This window comes from Enterobacter cloacae complex sp. HYC074_NIDB, from assembly GCF_056673345.1.
On sequence record NZ_CP114214.1, the window covers coordinates 1,096,707 to 1,120,702 of the forward strand.

Annotated in this window: 24 protein-coding genes and 1 other RNA gene; 19 read left to right on the top strand and 6 right to left on the bottom strand. The window is 55.2% G+C overall.

Translation table 11 applies throughout. The annotated features are described in order from the left end of the window. Window positions 1-118 precede the first annotated feature (118 nt). The 9 genes from clpP (at window position 119) to O1724_RS05315 (ending at window position 8,989) form a co-directional block, all read left to right on the top strand. Window positions 119-742 carry an ATP-dependent Clp endopeptidase proteolytic subunit ClpP gene (gene clpP, locus O1724_RS05275; RefSeq protein WP_006809880.1) on the top strand — a complete coding sequence of 208 codons (624 nt, stop codon included), beginning with the start codon at window positions 119-121 and terminating at the stop codon, window positions 740-742. Between the two features lie 127 nt (window positions 743-869). After that, window positions 870-2,144 carry an ATP-dependent protease ATP-binding subunit ClpX gene (clpX, locus tag O1724_RS05280; RefSeq protein ID WP_006809879.1) on the top strand — a complete coding sequence of 425 codons (1,275 nt, stop codon included), beginning with the start codon at window positions 870-872 and terminating at the stop codon, window positions 2,142-2,144. 184 nt (window positions 2,145-2,328) lie between these two features. Continuing rightward, window positions 2,329-4,683 (top strand): endopeptidase La, encoded by a 2,355-nt coding sequence (gene lon, locus O1724_RS05285; protein WP_006809878.1) that lies wholly within the window; start codon window positions 2,329-2,331, stop codon window positions 4,681-4,683. A 210-nt stretch (window positions 4,684-4,893) separates the two neighbouring features. Then, on the top strand, window positions 4,894-5,166 hold the full coding sequence (gene hupB, locus O1724_RS05290; protein ID WP_002444653.1) for a nucleoid-associated protein HU-beta: 273 nt from the start codon (window positions 4,894-4,896) through the stop codon (window positions 5,164-5,166). Window positions 5,167-5,378: 212 nt separating this feature from the next. Then, on the top strand, window positions 5,379-7,250 hold the full coding sequence (gene ppiD / locus O1724_RS05295; RefSeq protein WP_032657391.1) for a peptidylprolyl isomerase: 1,872 nt from the start codon (window positions 5,379-5,381) through the stop codon (window positions 7,248-7,250). Window positions 7,251-7,398: 148 nt separating this feature from the next. Further along, on the top strand, window positions 7,399-7,779 hold the full coding sequence (locus O1724_RS05300; RefSeq protein WP_003859045.1) for a helix-hairpin-helix domain-containing protein: 381 nt from the start codon (window positions 7,399-7,401) through the stop codon (window positions 7,777-7,779). Between the two features lie 97 nt (window positions 7,780-7,876). Next, window positions 7,877-8,275: a YbgC/FadM family acyl-CoA thioesterase gene (locus tag O1724_RS05305; RefSeq protein ID WP_023315524.1), complete on the top strand. Its 399-nt coding sequence runs from the start codon at window positions 7,877-7,879 to the stop codon at window positions 8,273-8,275. A 47-nt stretch (window positions 8,276-8,322) separates the two neighbouring features. Further along, window positions 8,323-8,673 carry a type II toxin-antitoxin system RelE/ParE family toxin gene (locus tag O1724_RS05310; protein ID WP_022650479.1) on the top strand — a complete coding sequence of 117 codons (351 nt, stop codon included), beginning with the start codon at window positions 8,323-8,325 and terminating at the stop codon, window positions 8,671-8,673. After that, window positions 8,660-8,989, top strand: coding sequence for a helix-turn-helix domain-containing transcriptional regulator (locus tag O1724_RS05315; protein WP_022650480.1), 330 nt, complete (start codon window positions 8,660-8,662; stop codon window positions 8,987-8,989). Before O1724_RS05310 ends, O1724_RS05315 begins: the two co-directional genes overlap by 14 nt. 3 nt (window positions 8,990-8,992) lie before the next feature. On the opposite strand, the gene queC is transcribed toward O1724_RS05315, so the two are convergent. Beyond that, on the bottom strand, window positions 8,993-9,688 hold the full coding sequence (gene queC, locus O1724_RS05320; RefSeq protein WP_015571271.1) for a 7-cyano-7-deazaguanine synthase QueC: 696 nt from the start codon (window positions 9,686-9,688) through the stop codon (window positions 8,993-8,995). Window positions 9,689-9,754: 66 nt separating this feature from the next. After that, complete coding sequence (locus O1724_RS05325; RefSeq protein ID WP_058659346.1) at window positions 9,755-11,455, bottom strand: SgrR family transcriptional regulator; 1,701 nt, start codon at window positions 11,453-11,455, stop codon at window positions 9,755-9,757. 101 nt (window positions 11,456-11,556) lie between these two features. On the opposite strand from O1724_RS05325, the gene cof reads away from it, so the two are divergent. Then, complete coding sequence (cof, locus tag O1724_RS05330; protein ID WP_058659347.1) at window positions 11,557-12,375, top strand: HMP-PP phosphatase; 819 nt, start codon at window positions 11,557-11,559, stop codon at window positions 12,373-12,375. A gap of 39 nt (window positions 12,376-12,414) precedes the next feature. Here the strand turns inward: cof and O1724_RS05335 are convergent, their stop codons facing one another. Then, the gene (locus O1724_RS05335; protein WP_160858076.1) at window positions 12,415-13,461 is read right to left on the bottom strand and encodes a PLP-dependent cysteine synthase family protein; all 1,047 of its coding nucleotides are present in this window, start codon (window positions 13,459-13,461) and stop codon (window positions 12,415-12,417) included. Window positions 13,462-13,576: 115 nt separating this feature from the next. Between O1724_RS05335 and O1724_RS05340 the strand changes: the two genes are divergently transcribed. From O1724_RS05340 to amtB, 5 genes are all read left to right on the top strand, one after another. Continuing rightward, complete coding sequence (locus O1724_RS05340) at window positions 13,577-14,035, top strand: Lrp/AsnC family transcriptional regulator (RefSeq protein ID WP_015571267.1); 459 nt, start codon at window positions 13,577-13,579, stop codon at window positions 14,033-14,035. A gap of 30 nt (window positions 14,036-14,065) precedes the next feature. After that, window positions 14,066-15,820 (top strand): SmdA family multidrug ABC transporter permease/ATP-binding protein, encoded by a 1,755-nt coding sequence (locus tag O1724_RS05345; RefSeq protein WP_023315528.1) that lies wholly within the window; start codon window positions 14,066-14,068, stop codon window positions 15,818-15,820. Beyond that, the gene (locus O1724_RS05350; protein ID WP_126297073.1) at window positions 15,813-17,594 is read left to right on the top strand and encodes a SmdB family multidrug efflux ABC transporter permease/ATP-binding protein; all 1,782 of its coding nucleotides are present in this window, start codon (window positions 15,813-15,815) and stop codon (window positions 17,592-17,594) included. The genes O1724_RS05345 and O1724_RS05350 overlap by 8 nt, the downstream gene beginning before the upstream one ends. A gap of 211 nt (window positions 17,595-17,805) precedes the next feature. Continuing rightward, a complete protein-coding gene (gene glnK, locus O1724_RS05355; RefSeq protein ID WP_006809867.1) occupies window positions 17,806-18,144 on the top strand; it encodes a P-II family nitrogen regulator in 339 nt (112 codons plus the stop codon). Between the two features lie 35 nt (window positions 18,145-18,179). Then, window positions 18,180-19,466, top strand: a complete 1,287-nt coding sequence (amtB, locus tag O1724_RS05360; protein WP_126297072.1) for an ammonium transporter AmtB — start codon at window positions 18,180-18,182, stop codon at window positions 19,464-19,466. 93 nt (window positions 19,467-19,559) lie between these two features. Here amtB and tesB read toward each other — a convergent pair whose 3' ends face one another. Then, window positions 19,560-20,420, bottom strand: a complete 861-nt coding sequence (gene tesB / locus O1724_RS05365; protein WP_058675319.1) for an acyl-CoA thioesterase II — start codon at window positions 20,418-20,420, stop codon at window positions 19,560-19,562. Window positions 20,421-20,623: 203 nt separating this feature from the next. Here tesB and O1724_RS05370 point away from each other — a divergent pair, with 203 nt between their 5' ends. Continuing rightward, a complete protein-coding gene (locus O1724_RS05370; RefSeq protein ID WP_003859018.1) occupies window positions 20,624-21,151 on the top strand; it encodes a YbaY family lipoprotein in 528 nt (175 codons plus the stop codon). 37 nt (window positions 21,152-21,188) lie between these two features. Here the strand turns inward: O1724_RS05370 and O1724_RS05375 are convergent, their stop codons facing one another. Then, window positions 21,189-21,500 carry an MGMT family protein gene (locus O1724_RS05375; protein ID WP_003859016.1) on the bottom strand — a complete coding sequence of 104 codons (312 nt, stop codon included), beginning with the start codon at window positions 21,498-21,500 and terminating at the stop codon, window positions 21,189-21,191. Between the two features lie 170 nt (window positions 21,501-21,670). On the opposite strand from O1724_RS05375, the gene ffs reads away from it, so the two are divergent. The 3 genes from ffs (at window position 21,671) to O1724_RS05390 (ending at window position 22,477) form a co-directional block, all read left to right on the top strand. Next, window positions 21,671-21,767, top strand: an RNA gene (ffs, locus tag O1724_RS05380) — signal recognition particle sRNA small type. Window positions 21,768-22,013: 246 nt separating this feature from the next. Next, complete coding sequence (locus O1724_RS05385) at window positions 22,014-22,265, top strand: hypothetical protein (RefSeq protein ID WP_006809862.1); 252 nt, start codon at window positions 22,014-22,016, stop codon at window positions 22,263-22,265. Further along, window positions 22,262-22,477, top strand: a complete 216-nt coding sequence (locus O1724_RS05390; protein ID WP_015571263.1) for a hypothetical protein — start codon at window positions 22,262-22,264, stop codon at window positions 22,475-22,477. Before O1724_RS05385 ends, O1724_RS05390 begins: the two co-directional genes overlap by 4 nt. 70 nt (window positions 22,478-22,547) lie before the next feature. Here O1724_RS05390 and yczR read toward each other — a convergent pair whose 3' ends face one another. Beyond that, window positions 22,548-23,966 carry a MocR-like transcription factor YczR gene (gene yczR, locus O1724_RS05395; protein WP_414539487.1) on the bottom strand — a complete coding sequence of 473 codons (1,419 nt, stop codon included), beginning with the start codon at window positions 23,964-23,966 and terminating at the stop codon, window positions 22,548-22,550. Window positions 23,967-23,996 lie beyond the last annotated feature (30 nt).

Below are 23,996 nucleotides of genomic sequence, written 5' to 3' on the forward strand. Positions count from 1 at the left end.
ATAGGGCATGGCGACCCCCATTAGTATGTAATCACGATGATTGAGACTGGCTGATAATCCGTCCATAAGGTTACAATCAGTACAGCAGGTGTTTTCAATTTTGAACCAGGAGACGGAAATGTCATACAGTGGCGAACGAGATAACTTTGCACCCCATATGGCGCTGGTGCCAATGGTTATTGAACAGACCTCACGCGGTGAGCGTTCTTTCGATATCTATTCCCGTCTGCTCAAGGAACGCGTTATCTTTCTGACCGGCCAGGTGGAAGACCATATGGCTAACCTGATCGTGGCGCAGATGCTGTTCCTGGAAGCGGAAAACCCGGAAAAAGACATTTACCTGTATATCAACTCGCCGGGCGGTGTGATTACGGCGGGCATGTCTATTTATGACACCATGCAATTCATCAAGCCGGATGTCAGCACCATCTGTATGGGGCAGGCGGCGTCCATGGGGGCTTTCCTGTTAACCGCAGGGGCGAAAGGTAAGCGTTTCTGCCTGCCTAACTCCCGCGTGATGATTCACCAGCCGCTGGGTGGTTACCAGGGCCAGGCGACGGATATTGAAATCCACGCCCGAGAAATTCTGAAAGTAAAAGCGCGCATGAATGAACTTATGGCGCAGCATACGGGTCAACCTCTCGAGCAGATCGAGCGCGATACCGAGCGCGATCGCTTCCTCTCTGCGCCAGAGGCAGTTGAGTACGGCTTAGTCGACTCCATTTTGACCCATCGTAATTGATGCCCGCGACGCGAGTGTGCCGCTATACTAAGGTAGGGCGGCACGTTGCCTGTAAGCAGCTTGCGTCTGAGAATGGCATTTGCGTCGTCATGTGCGGCACATAGAACTTAAAAAGAGGTTTGGACTCATGACAGATAAACGCAAAGATGGTTCGGGCAAACTGCTGTACTGCTCTTTTTGCGGCAAAAGCCAGCATGAAGTGCGTAAACTGATTGCCGGGCCGTCCGTGTATATCTGCGACGAATGCGTCGATTTATGTAACGACATCATTCGCGAAGAGATTAAAGAAGTCGCGCCGCACCGTGAGCGCAGCGCGTTACCAACGCCACACGAGATTCGCCACCACCTGGACGACTATGTCATTGGTCAGGAGCAGGCGAAAAAAGTGCTGGCGGTGGCGGTATACAACCACTACAAACGTCTGCGTAACGGCGATACCAGCAATGGCGTAGAACTGGGCAAAAGTAACATTCTGCTGATCGGGCCTACCGGTTCCGGTAAAACCCTGCTGGCAGAAACGCTGGCGCGCCTGCTGGATGTTCCGTTCACTATGGCGGATGCCACCACCCTGACCGAAGCCGGTTATGTGGGTGAAGACGTTGAAAATATTATCCAGAAGCTGCTCCAGAAGTGCGATTACGACGTACAGAAAGCCCAGCGCGGGATCGTCTATATCGATGAGATCGACAAAATCTCTCGTAAATCAGACAACCCGTCCATCACCCGTGACGTCTCGGGCGAGGGCGTGCAGCAGGCGCTCCTGAAGCTGATTGAAGGTACGGTTGCGGCTGTTCCACCGCAGGGTGGGCGTAAACATCCGCAGCAGGAATTCTTGCAGGTTGATACCTCTAAGATCCTGTTTATCTGTGGTGGTGCGTTTGCAGGCCTGGATAAAGTGATCTCTCACCGTGTGGAAACCGGCTCCGGCATTGGTTTTGGCGCAACGGTGAAAGCCACGTCTGAAAAACCAAACGAAGGCCAGCTGCTGGCGCAGGTTGAGCCGGAAGATCTGATCAAATTCGGTTTGATTCCGGAATTTATCGGCCGTCTGCCGGTTGTGGCGACCCTGAACGAACTGAGCGAAGACGCGTTGATTCAGATCCTGAAAGAGCCGAAAAACGCGCTGACCAAGCAGTATCAGGCGCTGTTTAATCTGGAAGGCGTTGAGCTGGAATTCCGTGACGAAGCGTTGGACGCGATTGCCAAGAAAGCGATGGCGCGTAAAACCGGTGCCCGTGGCCTGCGTTCTATCGTGGAAGCAGCATTGCTCGACACGATGTACGATCTTCCTTCTATGGAAGACGTCGAAAAAGTCGTGATCGACGAGTCCGTCATTGGTGGCCAGACCAAGCCGTTACTGATTTACGGTAAACCGGAAGCGCAGCAGGCATCTGGCGAATAATTCACCATTTCATACAATCAGTTAATCAAAAAGGGGGGATTTTATCTCCCCTTTACTTTTTCCGTATTCATGGCGTTGAATGTATGGGAAACATCCCCATATACTGGATTACATGTTAATGGTTGTGTGAAGCACAGTTACATGACCAGTTTACCTGGCGGACACTAAACTAAGAGAGAGCTCTATGAATCCTGAGCGTTCTGAACGCATTGAAATCCCCGTATTGCCGTTGCGCGATGTGGTGGTTTATCCGCACATGGTCATACCCTTATTTGTAGGGCGGGAAAAATCTATCCGTTGCCTCGAAGCCGCCATGGATCATGATAAAAAAATCATGTTGGTCGCGCAGAAAGAAGCATCAACGGATGAGCCGGGTGTAAACGATCTTTTCACCGTCGGGACCGTGGCCTCTATTTTGCAGATGCTGAAGCTGCCAGACGGCACCGTGAAGGTGCTGGTGGAAGGCTTACAGCGTGCGCGTATTACCACTCTGTCAGACGATGGCGAGCACTTCTCTGCGAAGGCAGAGTACCTTGATTCACCGGAACTTGATGAGCGCGAGCAGGAAGTGCTGGTACGCACCGCGATCAGCCAGTTCGAAGGCTACATCAAGCTGAATAAGAAAATCCCACCTGAAGTGCTGACGTCGCTGAACAGCATCGACGATCCTGCACGTCTGGCGGATACCATCGCTGCGCATATGCCGCTGAAGCTGGCTGACAAACAGTCCGTGCTGGAAATGTCCGACGTTAACGAACGTCTGGAATACCTGATGGCGATGATGGAGTCTGAGATCGATCTGCTCCAGGTTGAGAAGCGCATTCGCAACCGCGTCAAAAAGCAGATGGAAAAATCGCAGCGTGAGTACTATCTGAACGAGCAAATGAAAGCCATTCAGAAAGAGCTCGGCGAGATGGACGATGCGCCGGATGAAAACGAAGCGCTGAAGCGTAAGATCGACGCGGCGAAGATGCCGAAAGAGGCGAAAGAGAAAGCTGAAGCTGAGTTGCAGAAGCTGAAAATGATGTCTCCGATGTCGGCGGAAGCGACCGTTGTACGCGGCTATATTGAGTGGATGGTGCAGGTTCCGTGGAATGCCCGCAGCAAGGTCAAAAAAGACCTGCGTCAGGCCCAGGAGATCCTGGATACCGACCACTACGGCCTGGAACGTGTGAAAGACCGCATTCTTGAGTACCTCGCGGTACAGAGCCGAGTGAACAAAATCAAAGGCCCAATCCTGTGCCTGGTAGGGCCTCCAGGGGTGGGTAAAACCTCTCTGGGCCAGTCCATCGCCAAAGCGACAGGGCGTAAGTACATCCGTATGGCGCTGGGCGGCGTGCGTGATGAAGCGGAAATCCGCGGTCACCGCCGTACCTACATCGGTTCCATGCCGGGCAAGCTTATCCAGAAAATGGCGAAAGTGGGCGTCAAAAACCCGCTGTTCCTGCTCGATGAGATCGACAAAATGTCTTCAGACATGCGTGGCGATCCGGCGTCGGCGCTGCTGGAAGTGCTTGATCCAGAGCAGAACGTGGCGTTTAGCGATCACTACCTGGAAGTGGATTACGACCTGAGCGATGTGATGTTCGTGGCGACGTCGAACTCCATGAACATTCCGGCACCGCTGCTGGACCGTATGGAAGTGATCCGTCTGTCCGGTTATACCGAAGACGAGAAGCTGAACATTGCCAAACAGCACCTGCTGCCGAAGCAGATTGAGCGTAACGCGCTTAAAGCCAACGAGCTGACCGTTGAGGACAGCGCCATTGTCGGCATTATTCGTTACTACACCCGTGAAGCGGGTGTGCGTAGCCTCGAACGTGAGATCTCTAAGCTGTGCCGTAAGGCAGTGAAACAGCTGCTGCTGGATAAGAGCCTGAAGCACATCGTGATTAACGGCGACAATCTGCATGCGTACCTGGGCGTTCAACGCTTCGACTACGGTCGCGCAGACAACGAAAACCGTGTTGGTCAGGTGACCGGTCTGGCATGGACGGAAGTGGGCGGCGATCTGCTGACCATCGAAACCGCCTGTGTTCCGGGCAAAGGCAAGCTGACCTACACCGGTTCGCTGGGTGAAGTGATGCAGGAGTCCATCCAGGCGGCGCTGACCGTGGTGCGCGCGCGTGCGGAAAAACTGGGTATCAACCCTGATTTCTACGAAAAACGCGACATTCACGTTCACGTTCCGGAAGGGGCGACGCCGAAAGATGGCCCAAGCGCGGGTATTGCCATGTGTACTGCGCTGGTTTCCTGCCTGACAGGTAATCCGGTTCGTGCTGATGTGGCCATGACCGGTGAAATTACGCTGCGTGGTCAGGTACTGCCTATCGGCGGATTAAAAGAAAAACTGCTGGCGGCACACCGCGGTGGGATCAAAACCGTATTGATCCCTTACGAGAATAAACGCGATCTGGAAGAGATTCCGGACAACGTTATTGCCGATTTGCAGATCCATCCGGTGAAACGCATTGAGGAAGTTCTGACTCTCGCACTGCAAAATGAACCGTCCGGAATGCAGGTTGTAACCGCAAAATAGTGACCTCGCGCAAAGAGCGCCAATAAAAACAAGGCTGGTAAGTCATTTCGTACTTGCCAGCCTTTTTTTGTATAGCTAATTTAGATTGCTGATTGGGTTAGCCATCAACAACGGGTGTTGTAAGGTCATAGCAGGACTGATATAACTGCTGCGCGGTCGCGCTGTGAAGGATTCAGGTGCGATATAAATTATAAAGAGAGGAAGAGAACAGTGAATAAATCTCAACTGATTGACAAAATTGCTGCGGGTGCTGATATTTCTAAAGCGGCAGCTGGACGTGCTTTAGATGCTTTAATTGCTTCTGTTACTGAATCTCTGCAAGCTGGGGACGACGTTGCACTGGTAGGCTTCGGTACTTTTGCGGTTAAAGAGCGTGCAGCCCGTACTGGCCGCAACCCTCAGACCGGCAAAGAGATCACCATTGCTGCCGCTAAAGTGCCGGGTTTCCGTGCAGGTAAAGCGCTGAAAGACGCAGTAAACTGATTGCTTTCCCGCTCCAGGGAAGCTGAAAAGTACAAGGGCGCATCGTTTGATGTGCCTTTTTTGTTTGTCCAGACCTGATTTGTGCGAGTTTATGCGAGTTGTGGGCTGACAATTGCCCTGTTTTCTTGTCACAATACGCCTTTACGCGCGACGGTCAGGATTTTCCGTCAGCGTCAGGTAACCAGTCACCTACAGCGGAGTGTTGTTACACCATGATGGACAGCTTACGCACGGCTGCTAACAGTCTCGTGCTCAAGATTATTTTCGGTATCATTATCGTGTCGTTCATATTGACCGGTGTGAGTAGTTACCTCATCGGCGGTGGCGCGAACTACGCCGCAAAAGTGAATGGCCAGGAAATTAGCCGTGGGCAGTTCGAGAACGCTTTTGCTGGTGAACGTAACCGCATGCAGCAACAGCTGGGCGACCAATACTCTGAACTTGCAGCCAACGAAGGCTATATGAAAAACCTGCGTCAGCAGACGCTAAACCGCCTTATTGACGAGGCGCTGCTGGATCAGTACGCGAAAAGCCTGGGTCTGGGCATCAGCGATGAGCAGGTTAAAAAAGCCATCTTCTCGACGCAGGCTTTCCAGTCTAATGGGAAGTTCGACAACGCGCGTTACAACAGCATTGTTAACCAGATGGGTATGACGGCTGACCAGTACGCTCAGGCACTGCGTAACCAGTTGACCACGCAACAGCTGATCAACGCGGTGGTGGGCACCGATTTCATGCTGAAAGGTGAAACTGAAGAGCTGGCGGCACTGGTGGCGCAGCAACGCGTGGTGCGTGAAGCGACGATTGATGTCAACGCACTGGCAGCGAAACAGCAGGTTAGCGACGCTGAAGTTAATGCTTACTACGAGCAAAACAAGAACAACTTCATCTCTCCGGAACAGTTCCGCGTAAGCTATATCAAGCTGGATGCAGCTGCGATGCAGGAAAATGCGACTGACGCCGAGATCCAGTCTTATTACGACCAGCATCAGGATCAGTTTACTCAGCCGCAGCGTAACCGTTACAGCGTGATCCAGACCAAAACGGAAGCAGAAGCGAAAGCCGTGCTGGATGAGCTGAACAAAGGCGCTGATTTCGCCACCTTAGCGAAAGCAAAATCTACCGACATTATTTCTGCCAAAAACGGCGGTGATATGGGCTGGCTGGAAGAGTCAACTACCCCGGATGAGCTGAAAAATGCAGGCCTGAAAGAGAAAGGCCAACTGTCTGGTGTAATCAAATCCTCCGTCGGCTTCCTGGTGGCGCGTCTGGACGATGTTGTGGCGGCGAAAACCAAGCCGCTGACTGACGTTCGTGATGATATCGCTGCGAAAGTGAAGCAGGAGAAAGCGCTGGATGCCTTCTATGCTCTGCAACAGAAAGTGAGCGATGCCGCAAGCAACGACAACGAATCACTGGCGGGCGCTGAGCAGGCTGCTGGCGTGAAAGCGGTTGAGACGGGCTGGTTCAGCCACGAAAACCTGCCGGAAGAACTGAACTTCAAACCGGTTTCAGATGCCATTTTCAATGGTGGTCTGGTCGGTGAGAATGGTACGCCGGGCAGCAACTCAGACATTATTACCGTTGACGGTGATCGTGCGTTCGTACTGCGCGTCAGCGAGCACAAAGCCGAGGCAGTGAAGCCCCTGGCGGAAGTGAAAGATCAGGTGGTGGCGCTGGTGAAACACAACAAAGCGGCACAGCAGGCAAAACTGGATGCAGAGAAAATTCTGGCCGACCTGAAAGCCGGTAAGAACGATGCGCTGAAAGCGGCTGGCCTGAGCTTTGGTGAAGCAAAAACGCTGAGCCGTACCGGTCAGGATCCTGTCAGCCAGGCGGCGTTTGGTCTGAGCCTGCCGGCGAAAGACAAACCTGTCTTTGGCACCACGACCGATATGCAGGGTAACGTGGTGGTTCTGGCGCTGGATGAAGTGAAAGCCGGCACGCTGCCAGACGCGCAGAAGAAGGCCATGGTTCAGGGAATTACCCAGAACAATGCCCAGATTGCTTTCGAAGCGTTGATGAGCAACCTGCGTAAAGAAGCCAAAATCAAGCTGGGTGATGTGGTCACTCAGGAGCAATAATTACGTGTCTGCTCGCAGATTTTCGTAACGTTCTGCAAAAACTAAAGGCCGCTTTCGCGGCCTTTTCCATTTCTGCAATCTGCTGTTTGTCCCTGTTTTCCCGTGCGGCTATCGTGGCATGGCTGTCAACAAACAAGGAGAAAACAGCATGAAATGTGGAATCAAAGCACTGTTAATTACACTGGCTATTGCCACTTCCGGGATGAGTGCGGGCGCGCTGGCGGCGTCACCCTCGTCTAAAGCCCAGGCTGCACAAACTCAGGCCGATGCAACGTCACAAGGTCAGGTTAAAGCCAACGCGACGGCCAGCACGAAAGCCATTGAGGACGAGGGTACGCGGGTCAGTATTAATACTGCCTCTGCGGACGATCTTGCCCGCGTAATGAATGGCGTGGGCCTCAAAAAAGCGCAGGCCATCGTCAGCTATCGTGAAGAGTATGGTCCTTTCAAAACCCTTGACGATCTCAAGCAGGTGCCGGGTATGGGCAGCGCGCTGGTTGAGCGCAATCTCGCACACCTGACGCTGTAATCGCGTAATCACTTGCACTGCGGCAAAAATTTGCCAGGATAAAGAGGTCATACCAGTTATGACCTCTGAACCTATAACAACGAAAGGCTATTGCGCTATGCAGACACAAATCAAAGTCCGTGGTTATCACCTCGATGTTTACCAGCACGTCAATAACGCCCGCTACCTCGAATTTCTTGAAGAGGCGCGCTGGGACGGCCTGGAGAACAGCGAAAGCTTCCAGTGGCTAACCGCACACAACATCGCGTTTGTGGTCGTCAATATCAACATTAACTACCGCCGCCCGGCTGTGCTGGGGGATGTGCTCACCGTGACCAGTGAGGTCCAACAACTGAATGGCAAAAGTGGTGTATTAAGCCAGGTCGTTACGCTGGAGCCAGAAGGGCAGATTGTGGCCGATGCGCTGATCACCTTTGTCTGTATCGATCTCAAAACCCAGAAAGCGTTGCCGCTGGAAGGGGAGTTGCGCGAAAAGCTGGAGCTGATGATCGCGTAAATTTTTGTCTTTTATAAAAGACAAGAAGGGTTTTCAGGGATAAAATCATGAACAGGGACTACGTTGTTAAACGTTACCGAACCCGCGACGGAAAAATACCGTTTGAGGATTGGGTAGCAAAGTTGAGAAGAAAGGATCCGGAGCTGGCGTTTCGGATCCTTCTGCGAATCGACCGCGCTGAGAAGGGGAATTTTGGCGATTACCGTTATCTCAGAGAGGGTGTCTGGGAGTTGAAGGTTGATTGTGGTCCCGGTTATCGAGTCTATTTTGCGGTCCAGCACCGGGAAATCTTATTGTTGCTGATCGGCGGTGACAAAAAGAGCCAGAAAGCGGATGTGATGCTGGCAATAGATTACTGGAAAGATCATCAAAAGGATAAACTCCATGAGCAAAAGTGAGCGAAAATTCTCAAGTACCGTCAGCCATGATGAAGCTGTAGTCAAAATGCTGCGCGAAAATCCTTCTTACGCGCAACTCTATCTGCAAATTGCACTGGATGAAATTTACGAGGACCAGGGGATCCCAGCCTATTTGATTGCCCTCAGACGCGTTATCGAAGCGCGCGGCGGTATTGGAGAGATTTCAGCCAAAGCGGGGCTTTCACGTCAGCAGCTATACCGTACCCTGTCCGAAAATGGTAACCCAACGCTGACTACACTGATGAAAATTACCCGTGCTGCCGGTGTAAAACTGTTCGACAGCACGGTCAGGTAGCCCTTATTTCAGCCCGGTCTTTTTCTGCATTGCGGCCATAACGCCCGCTTTATCCGCAAAATAATGATTCAGACCGTTCGCGCGCAGGTTACAGGCGGCACACTGCCCACAGCCGTCCCCTTTAATGCCGTTGTAGCAGGTCAGGGTCTCGTTGCGAACGACATCCAGCTTGCCCCAGTAGTCGGCCAGCGCCCAGGTTTCAGCCTTATCCAGCCACATCAGCGGCGTTTCGAAGCGGGTCTCTTTTGCCATTCCCAGATCGACGGCGTGATTGAGTGCTTTCACGAATTCATCCCGGCAGTCCGGGTAGCCAGAGAAGTCGGTCTCACACACGCCCGTGATCACCGCTTCGGCTTTCACCTGGTAGGCATAGATCGCCGTCAGGGTCAGGAAGAGAATGTTGCGGCCCGGTACGAAGGTGTTCGGAATGCCGCTGGCATCCGGTTCGTAATCAGGCACCGGAATGCTGTCGCGGGTGAGGCTGCTGACGGCCAGTTCATTTAACAGCGTCACGTCCAGCACTTTATGAGCGCGGGCGCCCAGTTTGAGAGCCAGTTCACGAGCGACATCGATTTCAGCGCGATGACGCTGACCATAATCAAAAGTGACGCAGTGCACTTCATCATACTGGTGAAGCGCCTGAATCAGGCAGGTGGTGGAATCTTGTCCTCCGCTGAACACGACGACGGCACGTTTCATAGATCATCTCGACAGTTACAGTAAAAGCGTCATGTTAACGCCTGGCTAAAGCGGCGACCAGCTTCTTCACGCGTTTGGTGGAGGAAGCCAGGCTTCGGTGAAGTCAAACCAGCCGCGAGTGTTAAGGCGTATGCCGTTGACGCCCGGAGGCGCGCTGATTTGATACTGGTAGTTAAAGAGCGGCGTCAGGACGGCTGTCTCCATTAACCGGCTGAATATAGCCTGAAGTCCTGCGTGTCGGTCACGCTCGTCGGCCTGCGACTGCACCGCATCCAGCGTGGCCTGCAAATGGGCGAATGCCGGTGCGCTCAGCAGATGCGGCCAGAGCGCATCGCAGCGGAGCCACTGCTCAAGCGTGTACGCCGGCGCTTCGCCAATCAGTCTGTCTCCCATCATGATGTCTGCATCGGCAAGCTGCTGGCACCCGTCCCACGTTTTGGCGTCATGAAAGATGACGGTCAGTTCACAACCCTGCCGCGTAAGGTATGCTTTTAACTGGCTGGCCATGGTGTGAAGCTCAACCGGCAGGTGGTAGACCAGCGTCAATGCCTCTGGCAGCGCAACGTCGGTTAAATCAGGCCACTGGGGGATCGCCCAGCCGGGAAGCAGTTCCTCGGTAGGAGTGATGAGCCCTTCGTTCAGGGGAAGGGTGTGCAGCAGCGTTGAGAGATGAATGATATTAATCAGCCGCTTTGCCTGAAGTTCGCTCAGACGTGGACTCTGTTTCAGCGTGAGGTAGCAGAAGCCCAGACTGGTGCTGTTACTCACCAGCCGCAGGCTGGCCAGCTCGTCGGCCTCGCCAATGGCGATTTGCACCGGGTGGCGACAGCTGGTGCCCAGACTGTAGTCAAAAAGCTGGGGCGTGATCCAGTACTCGATAGCCTTAAGCAACGGATGGCCAAGATGATACTGCTCGTGGCTTTCCAGACGCACCAGTTCAGGCTCAAAAACGCTCAGCCGAAAGGGACCGCTGCCCACCACGGGGTAATCGGGATGCGCCAGACGGCTACAGTAGGTTGCCAGCCTGTGCGCCAGCCAGTAGTCAGGTTGATGGAGAATAAACGTCAGGCACTGCGGGTGCGTGGTTTCGATACGTAAGACGCTGCGGAACAGCGTGCCCATGCCGGGCTGCGATAACAGCGCCGTCAGGCTTTGCCGGAGCTGTGCCGTCTCTATTTTATCGCCGTTATGCCAGTGCAGGGTGGAGCGAATGTAGAAATGCCAGCGCAGGCCGTCAGCAGAGACTTCCCAGTGATGCGCCAGATCGCCCGTGGGTTCACTGCTGTTACCATTAAAACGCGTTAAACCAGAGAATACCTGTCCCGCCAGATGCTGCTCCGCCCGGCCAGGGAGAAACCCCGGCTGAAGCGGCTCCAGCGAGCGATAGTAGGGAATACGCAGCGTCGGCGTATCGTTCTGCCACTGTCCGCCCATAAACGGATGCAGCAGCGATCGCAAATCTTCAGGTGCGAGCTGGGCCAGCTCCAGCGCGTTGTGCTGCTGTCCACTTTTCAGGGCCTCTTCCATCATCGTATTACGCAACGAATCCGGGGTGACGTGAAAGCGTAATTCCCCACGCTTACCTCGTCCGGAGCGGGCGTGCCAGCTTAGCCAGCCCGCCTCCTGCGCCTGGCGCAGCAGGGTGCGAACATGTCGCTCGCTGCAAAAGCAGCGGCTGGCAAGTTCACTGATGGTCACCTGCTGCGGTGCGCCGGCAGACGGGTGCCACAGACGCTGATACTGGTTAAGACGGTTAAGCTGGCGCATGAAAAACCCGGAACAATAATTATCATCTATTCACTATTACTTCCGTATATCCCACGCAATACTGATGCACAAGTTAACCGCATCACATTTCGGGAGTAATCATGGCTCGGCTCGCTGCATTTGATATGGACGGCACGCTGTTAATGCCAGATCACCGTTTAGGGGAGAAAACCCTGAAAACTCTTAAGCGCCTGCGCGAGCGTGAAGTTACCCTGACGTTTGCTACTGGTCGTCATGTGCTGGAGATGCGCCATCTGCTGGGGACATTTGCCCTCGATGCGTTCTTGATCACCGGCAACGGAACGCGCATTCACTCCGTCGACGGCGATGTGCTGCACCGTCAGGATCTGAATCCGGAGGTGGCGGACATTGTCCTGCACAGCACCTGGGATACGCAGGCCAGCGTGCATGTTTTTAATGATGAAGGCTGGTTTACCGGGCGTGAGATCCCGGCCTTGCTGCACGCTCACGTTTACAGCGGCTTTAAATATCAGCTTATCGATTTGCGCCGCATTCCGGCACACAAGGTGACCAAGATCTGCTTCTGTGGCGATCACGACGATCTCTGCCGTCTGCGTATTCAGCTTAACGAGGCGCTGGGCGAACGGGCGCACCTGACCTTCTCGGCGGTGGACTGTCTTGAAGTGCTGCCGGTGGGCTGTAACAAAGGATCCGCGCTGGCGGTGCTGAGCGATCATCTGGGGCTGACGATGCAGGACTGTATGGCCTTTGGTGACGCCATGAACGACCACGAGATGCTGAGCAACGTAGGTCGTGGGCTGATTATGGGGAACGCGATGCCGCAGCTTATCGCCGCGCTCCCGCATTTACCGGTTATCGGACACTGTCGTAACGAAGCGGTGTCCCATTTTTTGACGCATTGGCTGGACAAAAATAACCTCCCATATTCCCCCGAATAGTGAGACCCTTCCAGCAAGCCAGGCTAAGCCTGGCTTTTTTTATTTCACCAGCTGCGAAATCTGCGCTTTCCACGGCTCAACATCGCCAATATTGGCCTGCACCCATTCTGCGTTGTAATAGGTGTCCAGGTATCGCTCCCCGCTGTCGCACAGCAGCGTGACGACAGAGCCGGTACGGCCTTCTTCACGCATCCTCGCGGCCAGCTGTAGCGCGCCCCACATATTGGTGCCGGTAGAAGCCCCGACTTTACGGCCAAGCTGTGTCTCCAGCCAGTGCGCCGTCGCGACGCTGGCGGCATCCGGCACGCGGAGCATTTCATCCACAACGTCCGGAATGAACGAGGGTTCGACGCGCGGGCGACCAATCCCTTCGATCTTGCTCCCCACGGGGCTGCGCAGGCTCGCATCGCGGGATTGCCAGTAATCGAGGAACACCGAGTTTTGCGGGTCAACCACCATCAGCTGCGTATCATAACCCTGACAGCGGATATAACGTCCGATGGTGGCGGAGGTTCCGCCCGTGCCCGCGCTCATGACAATGTAAGAGGGGACAGGATGCGGCTCATGGGTCATCTGGCGGAAAATGCTGTCCGCAATGTTATTATTGCCGCGCCAGTCGGTGGCGCGTTCGGCGAAGGTGAACTGGTCCATATAGTGACCATTCAGCTCGCGGGCCAGCATTTCGGAGGCCGCATAGATTTCGCAGGCGCTGTCCACAAAGTGGCAGCGTCCGCAGTAAAATTCGATCTGTTCAACTTTACGTTTCGCCGTGCATGAGGGCATCACGGCGATAAACGGCAGGCCCAACAGGCGGGCAAAGTAGGCTTCGGAGACGGCAGTTGATCCGGACGACGATTCAATAATCGTGGTGCCTTCTTTAATCCAGCCGTTACATAAACCGTATAAAAAGAGTGAACGCGCCAGGCGATGCTTCAGGCTACCGGTAGGATGGGTACTTTCATCTTTCAGATAGAGCTGAATACCGGGAAATCCAGGCAGAGGCAGGCGGATCAAGTGGGTGTCTGCCGAGCGCTGATAGTCGGCATTTATTTCGCTGATGGCATGTTTAACCCAGGTGCTATTCATCGTAGTTATCCGTTTGTCATTTTGTGCCCAGCATAGCGAAAAGCACAGAAAAAATTGTTGCTATCTGACCTTTAAAATAGAATGTAAGGAGAATAATTTTCTCTTCGAGGTGGCTATGTTAGATAAAATTGACCGTAAGCTGCTTTCTTTGCTGCAAAGCGACTGTACCCTCTCTTTGCAGGCGCTGGCAGATGCCGTTAATCTGACCACCACACCGTGCTGGAAGCGCCTCAAGAAGCTGGAAGATGATGGCATTCTGCTGGGACGTGTGGCGCTGCTGGATCCCGAAAAACTGGGGCTTGGACTGACCGCCTTCGTCCTGATAAAAACGCAGCATCACAGCAGCGAATGGTACTGCCGCTTCGTCACGCAGGTTTCCGACATGCCCGAGGTGCTCGGCTTCTGGCGCATGGCGGGGGAATACGACTATCTGATGCGCGTTCAGGTGGCAGACATGAAGCGCTACGATGATTTTTACAAGCGGCTGGTCAATAGCGTACCGGGCTTGTCCGATGTCACCTCCAGCTTCGCCATGGAACAGATTAAATACACCACAGCGTTACCCATTGAATAACTTCTTAAAATACCTTCAGGAAAAGACCGCGTGCGATTATTTGCCCAATTAAGCTGGTACTTTCGTCGGGAGTGGCAACGCTACCTCGGCGCAGTGGCCCTGCTTATTATCATTGCCATTCTGCAACTGATCCCGCCCAAAGTGGTGGGATACGTCGTGGATGGCGTTACCGAACAACATTACACCGCCGCACGGGTGATGATGTGGGTCGGTACGCTGGTGCTGACGGCCGTGGTGGTTTACCTGCTGCGTTATGTCTGGCGCGTGCTGCTGTTCGGTGCGTCCTATCAGCTTGCCGTTGAGCTGCGAGAGGACTTTTACCGTCAGCTGAGCCGCCAGCACCCTGAGTTTTATCTGCGTCACCGTACCGGGGATCTCATCGCCCGCGCCACTAACGATGTAGACCGCGTGGTGTTTGCCGCCGGTGAAGGGGTGTTAACGCTGGTGGATTCCCTGGTGATGGGCTGTGCGGTATTGATTGTGATGTCTACGCAAATTAGCTGGGAGCTCACGCTGCTGGCGCTGCTGCCAATGCCGCTGATGGCGCTGGCAATTAACCGCTACGGCGAGCAGCTCCATGAACGCTTTAAGCTGGCGCAGGCGGCGTTCTCGTCGCTGAACGATCGCACCCAGGAGAGCATGACCAGCATCCGCATGATCAAAGCGTTTGGTCTGGAAGACCGCCAGTCCGCGCTGTTTGCCGCCGACGCCGCCGATACCGGCGCGAAAAACATGCGCGTGGCGCGTATTGATGCCCGTTTCGATCCGACAATTTATATTGCGATTGGTATGGCGAACCTGCTGGCGGTGGGCGGCGGCAGCTGGATGGTGGTGCGAGGCACCATGACCCTCGGGCAGTTAACCAGCTTTGCGATGTACCTTGGGCTGATGATCTGGCCGATGCTGGCGCTGGCCTGGATGTTTAATATCGTTGAACGTGGGAGCGCCGCTTACAGCCGCATCCGCGCCATGCTGGCGGAAGTGCCGGTCGTGAACGATGGCAGCGAGCCGGTACCGGAAGGTCCGGGTATTCTCAAGGCTGATATCCGCGCCTTTATCTACCCGCAAACGGAACATCCGGTGCTTGAGAACGTCAGTTTCACGCTGCGTCCTGGTCAGATGCTGGGCATCTGCGGCCCGACGGGCTCCGGTAAAAGCACCATTCTGTCACTGATTCAGCGCCATTTTGACGTGAGCGAAGGCGATATCCGTTTCCACGACATCCCTCTGCCACGTCTGCTGCTGGATGACTGGCGCAGCCGCCTGGCGGTCGTCAGCCAGACGCCGTTTTTGTTTTCAGACACCATTGCCAACAATATTGCGCTCGGGTGTCCGACGGCGACACAGGACCAGATCGAGCACGTGGCGCGTCTGGCCAGCGTCCACGAGGATATTCTGCGCCTGCCGCAGGGCTACGACACGGAAGTGGGTGAGCGGGGCGTTATGCTCTCCGGCGGACAAAAACAGCGTATCTCTATTGCCCGCGCGCTACTGCTGGACGCTGAGATCCTGATTCTGGATGATGCGCTGTCCGCGGTTGACGGGCGTACTGAACATCAAATTCTGCATAACCTTCGCCAGTGGGGAGAGGGGCGCACGGTCATCATCAGCGCGCACCGTCTGTCGGCGCTTACCGAAGCCAGTGAAATTCTGGTGCTTCAGCACGGACATATTGCCCAGCGTGGTCAGCATGAGCAGCTCGCCGGGCAGACCGGCTGGTATCGGGATATGTACCGCTATCAACAGCTTGAAGCCGCGCTGGATGAGGAGGTGGCCGATGCGTAAGTTTGGACAGATGTGGCCGACGTTAAAACGGCTGCTGGCCTATGGCTCACCGTGGCGCAAACCGCTTTCCATCGCCGTGCTGTTGCTGTGGATCGCCGCGATTGCGGAGGTGACCGGTCCGCTGCTTATCAGCTATTTCATCGATAACATGGTAGCGAAAAGCTATTTGCCTCTCGGCCTGGTCGCCGGGCTGGGCGTGGCGTACGTCGGGCTACAGCTGACGGCGGCAGGGTTGCATTACGCGCAGTCACTGCTCTTTAACCGGGCCGCCGTGGGCGTGGTGCAGCAGCTGCGCACGGACGTGATGGATGCCGCGCTGCGCCAGCCGCTGAGCGAGTTTGATACCCAGCCGGTCGGGCAGGTTATTTCGCGCGTCACCAATGACACCGAGGTGATCCGCGACCTCTATGTAACCGTTGTTGCAACGGTTCTGCGCAGTGCCGCGCTAATTGGCGCGATGCTGGTGGCGATGTTCAGCCTGGACTGGCGGATGGCGCTGGTGGCAATCACCATTTTCCCGGCGGTGCTGATCGTGATGGTGATTTACCAGCGCTACAGCACGCCGATCGTGCGCCGCGTGCGCGCTTACCTTGCAGATATCAATGATGGCTTCAACGAAGTGATCAACGGCATGAGCGTTATTCAGCAGTTTCGCCAGCAGGCGCGTTTTGGTGAGCGAATGGGGGAAGCCAGCCGCTCGCATTATATGGCGCGGATGCAGACGTTACGCCTGGACGGTTTCCTGTTACGTCCGCTGCTGAGCCTCTTCTCGGCGCTGGTGCTGTGCGGACTGCTGATGCTGTTCGGCCTGACGACGCGCGGAACCATCGAGGTGGGGGTACTGTACGCGTTTATCAGTTACCTCGGACGCCTTAACGAACCGCTGATTGAACTCACCACGCAGCAGTCGATGCTGCAACAGGCAGTGGTCGCGGGCGAACGTGTATTCGAGCTAATGGACAGGCCGCGTCAGACCTATGGCGATGACGAACGCCCGCTGGAAAGTGGATCCATAGCGTTTGATCATGTCTCGTTTGCCTACCGCGACGACCAGCTTGTCTTGCAGAATATCAACCTCGAGGTACCGTCGCGTGGTTTTGTCGCCCTGGTTGGGCATACCGGCAGCGGCAAAAGCACGCTCGCCAGTTTGCTGATGGGCTACTATCCGTTGACGCAGGGGGAGATCCGTCTGGACGGACGGCCGCTTGCCTCGCTTAGCCACAACGCGTTGCGTAAGGGCGTCGCGATGGTGCAGCAGGATCCGGTGGTGCTGGCGGATACCTTTTATGCCAACGTGACGCTGGGACGTCCTTTCACCCCTGAGCAGGTATGGGAGGTGCTGGAAACGGTGCAGCTGGCGGATCTGGCGCGCGGGTTAAGCGAGGGAATCAATACCCGGCTGGGTGAGCAGGGCAACAACCTCTCCGTCGGGCAAAAGCAACTTCTGGCGCTGGCGCGCGTGCTGATTGAGACGCCACAGGTGTTAATTCTGGATGAAGCGACAGCAAGCATTGACTCCGGTACCGAGCAGGCGATCCAGCAGGCGCTGGCTGCCGTGCGGGATCACACTACGCTGGTGGTGATCGCCCACCGCCTGTCAACGATCGTCGATGCCGATACCATTCTGGTTCTGCACCGTGGCCAGGCCGTTGAACGGGGTACGCACAGAGCGCTGCTTGAGGCAAAAGGACGCTACTGGCAGATGTATCAGTTGCAGCTGGCAGGCGACGAACTGGCCGCCAGCGTGCGCGAGGAAGAGTCACTCAGCGCCTGATGCACCATAACAAGGCAATGCGCTAACAGACTTAACCGTTGGTGCAAAACTGAAACGCACCCTGCACTGCCATGGTGCGTTTTTTTTCACTTTTTCCCGGCGCATGCGCGCTGCGGCGCTTTCCTCCTCACCTTTCACTTCTGGCACACCCTTTGCAATATCACTCTCGTGTTAGCTGCGGCCATTACCGAATTCTGACTGGAGGGGATATATGAAGCTGGTTACGGTGGTAATCAAACCATTCAAACTCGAAGACGTGCGTGAAGCGCTGTCTTCCATGGGTATTCAGGGACTGACTGTCACCGAAGTGAAAGGCTTTGGGCGTCAGAAAGGTCATGCCGAGCTTTATCGCGGGGCGGAATACAGCGTTAACTTCCTGCCAAAAGTGAAAATTGATGTGGCGATTGCCGACGATCAGCTTGATGAGGTGATTGATGTCGTCAGCAAAGCGGCCTACACCGGAAAAATTGGCGACGGCAAAATTTTCGTTGCCGAACTACAGCGCGTTATTCGCATCCGTACCGGCGAATCTGACGAAGCGGCGTTGTAAGTAACTCCTGGCACACAGTGATAGGGATCGAGAAAATGAAGAAAGCAACAATGAAAACAGGTCTGGGGTCGCTGGCACTGCTGCCGGGCCTGGCAATGGCCGCACCTGCTGTGGCAGACAAAGCCGATAACGCCTTTATGATGATTTGCACCGCGCTGGTGCTGTTCATGACGATTCCGGGGATCGCGCTGTTTTACGGCGGCCTGATCCGCGGCAAGAACGTACTCTCCATGCTGACGCAGGTTGCCGTCACGTTTGCGCTGGTGTGCGTGCTGTGGGTGGTTTACGGTTACTCGCTGGCCTTCGGGGAGGGCAACGCCTTCTTCGGCAACGTTAACTGGGCGATGCTGAAAAATATCGAACTGACCGCGGTTATGGGCAGCTTCTATCAGTATATTCATGTCGCGTTTCAGGGCTCATTCGCCTGCATCACCGTGGGGCTGATTGTGGGCGCGCTGGCTGAGCGTATCCGCTTCTCTGCGGTACTGATTTTTGTGGTGGTCTGGCTGACGCTCTCCTATATCCCGATTGCGCATATGGTCTGGGGCGGTGGTCTGTTGGCTTCCCATGGCGCGCTGGACTTTGCGGGTGGTACCGTTGTGCACATCAACGCCGCGGTAGCAGGCCTGGTAGGCGCCTACCTGATTGGCAAGCGCGTGGGCTTCGGGAAGGAAGCATTCAAGCCGCACAATCTGCCGATGGTCTTTACCGGCACCGCCATCCTCTACTTTGGCTGGTTCGGCTTCAACGCTGGTTCAGCCAGCGCCGCTAACGAAATCGCTGCACTGGCCTTCGTGAATACCGTTGTGGCAACCGCCGGCGCTATCCTCTCATGGGTATTTGGCGAGTGGGCCGTTCGCGGCAAGCCATCGCTGCTGGGTGCCTGTTCCGGGGCGATTGCCGGTCTGGTAGGTATTACGCCAGCGTGCGGTTACGTGGGCGTAGGCGGTGCGCTGCTGATCGGTATCGTCGCAGGACTGGCGGGGCTGTGGGGCGTTACCGCACTGAAACGTGTTCTGCGCGTTGACGATCCGTGTGATGTATTCGGCGTGCACGGTGTGTGCGGCATTGTCGGCTGTATCATGACCGGTATCTTTGCTGCCCAATCTCTGGGCGGTGTGGGTTACGCAGAAGGCGTAACCCTGGGGCATCAGGTGCTGGTGCAGCTGGAAAGTATCGCGATCACCGTTGTCTGGTCGGGTGTTGTGGCCTTTATCGGTTACAAGCTGGCTGATATGACCGTTGGGCTGCGCGTGCCGGAAGAGCAGGAGCGCGAAGGCCTGGACGTCAACAGCCACGGCGAGAATGCCTATAACGCATAATCTGAGTGCCTTGCCGGGCGGCGGCTTCGCCTTACCCGGCCTGAAAAAGCGTAATTTGCAGGCCCGGTAAGAATAGCCACCGGGCTTTTTACCTCACCCGCGATTACGCATCACACCTTCCTGCACGGTAGAAGCCACCAGCACACCATCCTGGGTGTAAAATTCCCCGCGAACAAAACCGCGCGCGCTGGACGCAGAGGTACTTTCCACGCTGTAAAGCAGCCACTCGTTCATATCGAAAGGACGATGGAACCACATGGAATGGTCAATTGTGGCTACCTGCATCCCTTTTTCGAGGAAGCCCACACCGTGCGGCTGTAGCGCAACCGGCAGGAAGTTGAAATCCGACGCATAACCCAGCAGATACTGATGCACGCGCAAGTCTGCGGGTACGCTGCCGTTGGCGCGGATCCACACCTGGCGGGTGGGCTCAGCAGTATGCCCCTTCATTGGGTTATGAAATTCGACCGGGCGGATCTCCAGCGGTTTATCGCACAGAAACTTCTCTTTTACCTGCGGCGGCAACAGATGCGCGAGTGCGCGGGCTATTTCGGTTTCCGATTTCAGATCGTCCGGCGACGGGGCAGGCGGCATCTTTTTTTGATGTTCATAGCCCGGCTCTGGCGCCTGGAACGAGGCGGTCATGTAGAAGATGGGTTTCCCATGCTGGATGGCCGCCACACGGCGAGCGCTGAAGCTTTGACCGTCACGCAGAACTTCCACGTCGTACACAATCGGTTTAGCGCTGTCGCCTGGGCGTAAAAAGTAGCTGTGAAACGAGTGCACCAGACGGTCTGCCGGGACGGTCTCCTTGGCGGCATACAGCGCTTGCCCCACGACCTGGCCGCCAAAAACCTGGCGTAAGCCTAAATCTTCGCTCTGTCCGCGAAATAGCCCTTCTTCTATTTTTTCCAGGTTAAGCAATGTCAGCAGATTGTTCAGTGCCTGACTCATAGTGGTCCTCAATAAACGCCGTGGCGAAAGATACGCTGAGTATAACGCAGAAACGATAGTGGTCCGATGGGTAGAATAATCTTAATACCTGGGCAAAATTAGGCATAAATCCGTGATTTGTGCCACACTTGTTTACGTTATGTGAATAAAACGACATCGGATGGGATCGATCCCGCCGGTGCATTGATGATAAGGAGACTTCAATGAAACTCGTGCCTATGTTAAGCGGTGTTGCAATGGCGGTGGCATTGTCCGCCTGTGCGGATAAGAGTGCCGATGTAGCGGTACCAACGGCGACCCCAAACGGGATTAACACCCTTTCACAGCAAGCTATTCGACAGCCTAACGTGTCCGGTACCATCTGGATCAAACAGAAAGTCGCTCTGCCGCCGGACGCGGTTTTAACGGTCACGTTATCCGATGCGTCTCTGGCGGATGCACCGTCTAAAGTCCTTGCACAGCGTGCAGTTCGTACAGAGGGTAAACAGGCGCCGTTCAGCTTCGTGCTGCCGTACAACCCGTCTGACGTCCAGCCTAACGCGCGTATCCTCCTGAGCGCGGCGGTAACGATCAACGATAAGCTGGTCTTTATCACCGATACCGTACAGGAAGCGGTCAACAAAGGCGGCACTAAAATCGACCTGACCCTGGTACCGGTGCAGCAAACTGAAGTGCCTGTTGCAACGCAAACCAATCAGCCGACTCTGCCTACACCCCCAACACAGATGTAATTTTCCTTCGCCCTCTCCATGTTGACGGGAGAGGGCGTCAGTACTCCCAGCGATACTTCTGCATATCAATCTGTCCTGCCCCGGACACCTGCACCCCTTCTGAGAGTAATGCCTGACGCTGGCGCTGCAAGTCTGGCCCGGTGAGGGAAATGGCACCATGGCGATTGACGACCCGGTGCCACGGTAACGTGCTTCCCTCCGGTAGCCTTCTCAGCACGCCTCCAACCTGACGCGCCGCGCGCGGAGAACCCGCCAGCCGGGCGACTTCCCCATAGGTCGTGACACAGCCTTCCGGAATCGAAGCCACGATTTGCCACACTCGCTGTGGGAAAGTGTCATGTTCGTCCATTGTTTCTCCTGCGGGAAATCAGCGAAGGGTAATGTTATACGAAGATAAAGAAGATTGTCGGGGCAGTTTGCGCAATAATCCAGCATACGGTTCCCAGCGGCTTGCAATTGAGGTGCTCCACAGGGATAATGCGCCAGCGCGTTGGTTATCAACGCTCTCAATGGGGGCTCTGTTGGTTCTCCCGCAACGCTACTCTGTTCACCAGGTCAGGTCCGGAAGGAAGCAGCCAGGGCAGACGACGTGGGTGCCGGGATGTAGCTGGCAGGGCCCCCACCCATTTGTGAACCTCTCAGTTGTTCCCCTGAATAAACCTTCTAAATTATGTGACTATTGTATTTTCTGTAATACAGCCTTCATTTAACTGAAATAATAATGTCATAAACCTGTAATAATAGACTGTCATTTTATTTTCGGATGCCTTTATTCTGTCATAAGCTAAAAAATATATATCTGGATAACAAACTTATCTTCGTGTATTAAATTAAACACGTGTTCCGAAAGGATGTGACAATCATGGTTACTGCGGTTTTAAACGTTAAAATTGATGAAGCGCTAAAAGAAAGACTTCGCCACTATGCGGAAGACAATAATGAGAATTTAAGCGTGACCACAGAGAAACTGCTGCTGCTGGCATTTGAAGCAGTAGAAGAGGCGGGAGTATCGGAAGAGGATGTTGATAATCAGCATACGGAAGAAGAGAGCGTAACTCCATTTACTCCTAAAGAAATCAAAGCACTACGTAAACTTCTGAAGAAGAGAAAATGAAACAACAACTATCGACTGCCAGTGACTACAACGAGGCCTGCAATCTGTTACGTTCCGGCTACGTGAAACATGTTCGTCTTGGCTGGAATGTAGGAAGTGATGAGTTCTTTCGAATTGCGTCTGACTGGTGTGATACCGGTGCAAAAATAAAGAAAGAAGGGGATAATTTCATTATTTCGCTGAAAGGCTTCCCGATTCCTCCTCAACATTAAGCTGTTCTTCATGAAAACTGCTGACTGCATGCGTTACAGTCAGCAGTTTTTATTGTTTCTGGCGAATAATTTACACCAGGCTCCGTTTTACTGGCGCTACACTTTTATTTAACGCACGCCACAGCGGTTTGATCCGCAATAATGCCTCTTCAAGTTCTGGCGGACTGAGTGAGAAGGGCATTCGCAGATAGCGGTCAAACGCGCCTGAAAGCCCAAAGCGCGTGCCGGTGCCCATAATGATGCCTGTCGTCTCGGCGCGTGCCGCCAGCTGCGTCGCCAGCATGCCGGGTAATTCAATCCAGTATGAGAGCCCTCCCTCCGCTTCCTGAAACCGCCATTCGGGGAAATGTTCCCGCAGCATCTGGCCGCAGCGGTCGCGACGTTCTGCCAGCATTTCCCGCCGGGCAGGCAGGAAGGTTTCACTGTTTTCGATAAGCCACAGCGTGGCCAGTTGTTCCAGCACCGGAGAACCCAGATCCAGCGTGTCGCGCGTCTGCGCGAGCGTGGCGATAGTGCGGGACGAGGCGCGGATCCAGCCGAGACGCAGCCCACCCCAGAAACTTTTGCCTGCGGAACCCTGCGTCATCACCGCGGCCTCCGGGTTAAAGGCGGCCAGCGGCGGCGGGGGAGCATCGAACCAGAGATCGACCATGGTTTCATCCACCACCAGCGTGGTGCGGGTTTGCGCGGCGATGTCGGTTATGGTCTGGCGCGTCGCGGCATCCATGCAACGCCCGGTCGGATTATGAAAATCCGGCATCAGATAGGCCAGACGCGGGGCGGTCTGGGCGAGCGTTGCGGCAAAACCGTCGGTATCCCAACCCGTTTCAGGCAGCGAGACGCCCACGGGCCGGCATAGTGCTCCCTGAATGGCGGCTATTGCCAGCGGGTAAGTGGGATGATCCACCACCACGCGATCCCCGGGACCGGTCATCATTCTTAAGATCAGGGCAAAGCCGCTGACGGCGCCGTTCACCACCATCACTTCATCTGCCCGGGTGGGCAGACCGCGTGCGGTGTAGCGGGCGGCGATAGCTTCACGCAGCGCCGGAAGCCCAAGCTGATCGTACCCGGTCAGCGCCAGATTCGGCGTGATGGCCGTCAGCGCGTGGGCGTAGGCATGGTGGATCTCTGGCCCCGCGTTGAGCGCGGCGGTTGAGAGATCCAGCGCCGCACTGGCTGTGGAAAGCGTGGGCACGGCGCGGCTGTCTGGCAGGATCGCCCGCGAACCGCTGCCGTGACGGCTCTCCAGATAACCTTCTTCCCGCAGATGCGCCAGCGCGCTGCTGATGGTGGTGCGGCTTACGCTCAGTGCGGTGGCCAGCTCCCGCTCTCCGGGCAGGCGCGTGTTTAGCGCCAGCCTGCCATCCAGAATCAACAGGCGTAACGCGTCAGCCAGCTGGCGCCACAGCGGGGTACGGGAAGAGGCTTGCTGCCAGTGCCCTAACAGGCGTACCAGAGACTGGCTTCCAAAACGACGTGATGACATGTGCAGTCCACTATTTGAAAACTGGACATT

Bases quoted from the DNA above. Each gene is read 5' to 3' on its own strand.
- clpP (WP_006809880.1), top strand. From the start codon at position 119: ATGTCATACAGTGGCGAACGAGATAACTTTGCACCCCATATGGCGCTG.
- clpX (WP_006809879.1), top strand. From the start codon at position 870: ATGACAGATAAACGCAAAGATGGTTCGGGCAAACTGCTGTACTGCTCT.
- lon (WP_006809878.1), top strand. From the start codon at position 2,329: ATGAATCCTGAGCGTTCTGAACGCATTGAAATCCCCGTATTGCCGTTG.
- ppiD (WP_032657391.1), top strand. From the start codon at position 5,379: ATGATGGACAGCTTACGCACGGCTGCTAACAGTCTCGTGCTCAAGATT.
- O1724_RS05300 (WP_003859045.1), top strand. From the start codon at position 7,399: ATGAAATGTGGAATCAAAGCACTGTTAATTACACTGGCTATTGCCACT.
- O1724_RS05305 (WP_023315524.1), top strand. From the start codon at position 7,877: ATGCAGACACAAATCAAAGTCCGTGGTTATCACCTCGATGTTTACCAG.
- O1724_RS05310 (WP_022650479.1), top strand. From the start codon at position 8,323: ATGAACAGGGACTACGTTGTTAAACGTTACCGAACCCGCGACGGAAAA.
- O1724_RS05315 (WP_022650480.1), top strand. From the start codon at position 8,660: ATGAGCAAAAGTGAGCGAAAATTCTCAAGTACCGTCAGCCATGATGAA.
- queC (WP_015571271.1), bottom strand. From the start codon at position 9,688: ATGAAACGTGCCGTCGTCGTGTTCAGCGGAGGACAAGATTCCACCACC.
- O1724_RS05325 (WP_058659346.1), bottom strand. From the start codon at position 11,455: ATGCGCCAGCTTAACCGTCTTAACCAGTATCAGCGTCTGTGGCACCCG.
- cof (WP_058659347.1), top strand. From the start codon at position 11,557: ATGGCTCGGCTCGCTGCATTTGATATGGACGGCACGCTGTTAATGCCA.
- O1724_RS05335 (WP_160858076.1), bottom strand. From the start codon at position 13,461: ATGAATAGCACCTGGGTTAAACATGCCATCAGCGAAATAAATGCCGAC.
- O1724_RS05340 (WP_015571267.1), top strand. From the start codon at position 13,577: ATGTTAGATAAAATTGACCGTAAGCTGCTTTCTTTGCTGCAAAGCGAC.
- O1724_RS05350 (WP_126297073.1), top strand. From the start codon at position 15,813: ATGCGTAAGTTTGGACAGATGTGGCCGACGTTAAAACGGCTGCTGGCC.
- glnK (WP_006809867.1), top strand. From the start codon at position 17,806: ATGAAGCTGGTTACGGTGGTAATCAAACCATTCAAACTCGAAGACGTG.
- amtB (WP_126297072.1), top strand. From the start codon at position 18,180: ATGAAGAAAGCAACAATGAAAACAGGTCTGGGGTCGCTGGCACTGCTG.
- tesB (WP_058675319.1), bottom strand. From the start codon at position 20,420: ATGAGTCAGGCACTGAACAATCTGCTGACATTGCTTAACCTGGAAAAA.
- O1724_RS05370 (WP_003859018.1), top strand. From the start codon at position 20,624: ATGAAACTCGTGCCTATGTTAAGCGGTGTTGCAATGGCGGTGGCATTG.
- O1724_RS05375 (WP_003859016.1), bottom strand. From the start codon at position 21,500: ATGGACGAACATGACACTTTCCCACAGCGAGTGTGGCAAATCGTGGCT.
- O1724_RS05385 (WP_006809862.1), top strand. From the start codon at position 22,014: ATGGTTACTGCGGTTTTAAACGTTAAAATTGATGAAGCGCTAAAAGAA.
- O1724_RS05390 (WP_015571263.1), top strand. From the start codon at position 22,262: ATGAAACAACAACTATCGACTGCCAGTGACTACAACGAGGCCTGCAAT.
- yczR (WP_414539487.1), bottom strand. From the start codon at position 23,966: ATGTCATCACGTCGTTTTGGAAGCCAGTCTCTGGTACGCCTGTTAGGG.